Origin of the sequence: Pseudomonas sp. HMWF006, assembly GCF_003061205.1 — a bacterium.
Lineage (GTDB): Bacteria > Pseudomonadota > Gammaproteobacteria > Pseudomonadales > Pseudomonadaceae > Aquipseudomonas > Aquipseudomonas monsensis.
In genome coordinates, this window is sequence record NZ_QAIU01000566.1 from 9,205 (window position 1) to 12,196 (window position 2,992).

A 2,992-nucleotide genomic window follows, 5' to 3' on the forward strand; every position below is an offset into this window, starting at 1 on the left:
GCTTTCGCTGCCAGGACGGTTCTTACGCCGAGGTGCTTGATCGCGGCCACATGATTCGCAATGCCGACGGCCAGGCCGAACGCATGATCGGCGCGATGCTCGACCTGACCCGTTCGCGCAGTGCCGAAACCGCGCTGCGCCTGAGCGAAGAACGCTTCAGCACCATTCTGGAAACCATCGAAGCGGCGTTTGCCATCGTCAAGGTCAAATTCGACGCTGACGATCGCCCGGTGGACTACTTCTTCGTCGAAGCCAACCCGGCCTTCGAGCGTCAGGCCGGGGTCAATCTGCGCGGCAAATGGGTGACCGAGTTCGCGCCCAATCTGGAAAGCTTCTGGTTCGAAACCTACGGGCACGTCGCCAAAACCGGCGAACCGGCGAATTTCGAAAATTACGCCAACACCTTTGAACGCTGGTTCGACGTGCGCGCGGTGCGCGTCGGCGCCCCGGCCGATCGCCAGATCGCAATCTTTTTCAGCGACGTCACCCAGCGCCGTGATGCCGAAGAGCGCTTGCGGGTCAGCGAAGCGGTGGCCCGGGAAAACATCGAGCGCGTGCAACTGGCCCTCGCCGCCGGCGCCATTATCGGCACCTGGCATTGGGACCTGCCGACCGATTGCTTCACCGTTGACGAAGCCTTCGCCCGGGTGTTCAACCTTGATCCGGCTTTGGGTCGCGATGGCCTCAGCCTGGAACAAGTGGCGATGACCGTTCACCCCGACGACCAGGCCACGCTCATCAGCGCGATCGACGAGGCAATTGCCCGCGGCGGCGTCTATTCCCATCAATACCGGGTGCGCGGCGCCGATGGCAAATACAACTGGATCGAGGCCAACGGCCGCGTCGAGTGCGCCGAGGACGGCACCCCGCTGCGTTTCCCCGGCGTGCTCATCGACGTCGAGGAACGACGCAACGTCGAAGCCGAGCGAGACCGCGCCAACGCCGCACTGCGAGCCCTCAACGACACCCTGGAACAACGCGTGACGGCACGCACCGCCGATCTTATGCAGGCCGAAGAAAAACTGCGCCAGTCGCAAAAAATGGAAGCCGTCGGGCAACTGACCGGCGGCCTGGCCCATGACTTCAATAACCTGCTGGCCGGCATTTCGGCAGCGCTGGAGCTGATGGAAAAGCGCATCGCACAGGGCCGCCTGAAGGACGTCGACAAGTACCTGGTGACCGCCCAAGGCGCCACCAAACGCGCCGCTGCCCTGACCCATCGACTCCTGGCATTCTCCCGACGCCAGACCCTCGATCCGCGCCCGACGGACGTCAACACGCTGATTGTCGGCATGACCGAACTGATTCAGCGCACGGTCGGCCCGAGTATTCGCCTGAAGACACTGGCGGCCGCCGACCTGTGGCCTGCCCTGGTCGACGCCAGTCAACTGGAAAACGCCCTGCTCAACCTGTGCATCAATGCCCGCGACGCCATGCCCGACGGCGGCTGCATCACCGTGGAAACCTCAAATCGCTCCGTGACAGTGGAGTCGGCGCGTACCCTCGATATTCCTCAAGGCCAGTACCTGTGCCTGTGCGTGAAGGACACCGGCACCGGCATGAGCGCCGATATCGTCGCCAAGGCCTTCGACCCGTTTTTCACCACCAAGCCACTGGGCCAGGGCACCGGTCTGGGGCTGTCGATGATCTACGGCTTTACCAAACAATCGGGCGGCCAGGTGCGCGTGCATTCGCAAGTGGGCCAAGGCACGACCATGTGCATTTACCTGCCACGCTATAGCGGCGAGACCCAGCAAAATCACGATGCCACGCACAACATGACAACCCCGCTGGCAAAAGCCGGGGAAACGATCCTCATCGTCGACGACGAACCGACGGTGCGCATGCTGCTGCGGGACGTGCTCAGCGAACTCGGCTACGTCGTGCTGGTGGCGGCCGACAGCGTCGAGGGACTGGAGACGTTGCGTTCCAGTGCGCACATCGACCTGCTGATCACCGATGTCGGTTTGCCGGGAGGCATGAACGGCCGGCAAATGGCCGACGCGGGCCTGGAAATCCGGCCGAAACTGAAGACCTTGTTCATTACTGGCTACGCTGAAAACGCCGTGCTCGGCAATGGTCAACTCGGCCCGGGCATGCAGGTTCTGACCAAACCGTTCGCCGTCGACACGTTAGTGGCGCGGGTCAGCAACCTGATTTCGAACCCTGGGGAATGAGGCTGTCGTGAGCAATCAACTGGATCGGCGCAATAACCTGTCACTCGACAGCCTCAATTTTTTCCTCGCTGACGTACGCGACGGCCTCGGACCGTACCTGGCGATCTACCTGTTGGCCGTGCATCACTGGGACCCAGCCAGCATCGGCGTGGTCATGACCATTGCCGGGATCGCCGCGCTGATCACGCAAACGCCCGCCGGCGCACTGGTCGACGGCACCCGCGCCAAACGTGCATTGATCGCTATCGCCGCGCTGCTGGTGACTGGCAGCTGCCTGTTGCTGCCGTTCGTGACCTCCTTTAGTCTCGTCGCGTTGACCCAGGCCCTGAGTGCCGCGGCTGCCTCGATCTTCGCCCCGGCCATTTGCGCCATCACCCTGGGCATGACCGGGCCGCGCGCATTCACCCGGCGAACCGGGCGCAATGAAACGTTCAACCATGCCGGCAATGCCTGCGCGGCATTACTCGCCGGCCTGTTCGCCTACCTGTTCGGCCCTGTCGCCGTGTTCTACCTGATGGCCGCGATGGCACTCGCCAGCGTGATTGCCATTCACTTCGTTTCGGCAGACGCCATCGACCATGACGTCGCACGCGGCCTCGACCCCGCCGAGGCCGGCCGGCACCAACCTTCTGGCTGGTCGGTGCTGCTGACCAACCGACCGCTGCTGTTATTTGCCATTTGCTGCGCGCTGTTCCACCTGGCCAACGCCGCGATGCTGCCGCTGGTCAGTCAAAAACTGTCGCTGACCAATCTGCAAATGGCCACGCCACTGACCTCCGCCTGTATCGTCGCGGCACAACTGGCCATGGTTCCGG

At 63.1% G+C, this 2,992-nt stretch carries 2 protein-coding genes; both read left to right on the top strand.

Translation table 11 applies throughout. The features are described 5' to 3' along the window. Positions 1 to 2,177: PAS domain-containing protein (locus DBR24_RS25995; protein WP_256591842.1), on the top strand; the 2,177-nt coding region annotated here is incomplete at its 5' end. A gap of 7 nt (positions 2,178 to 2,184) precedes the next feature. Further along, on the top strand, positions 2,185 to 2,992 hold an 808-nt coding region (locus tag DBR24_RS26000), incomplete at its 3' end, for an MFS transporter (protein WP_371921357.1).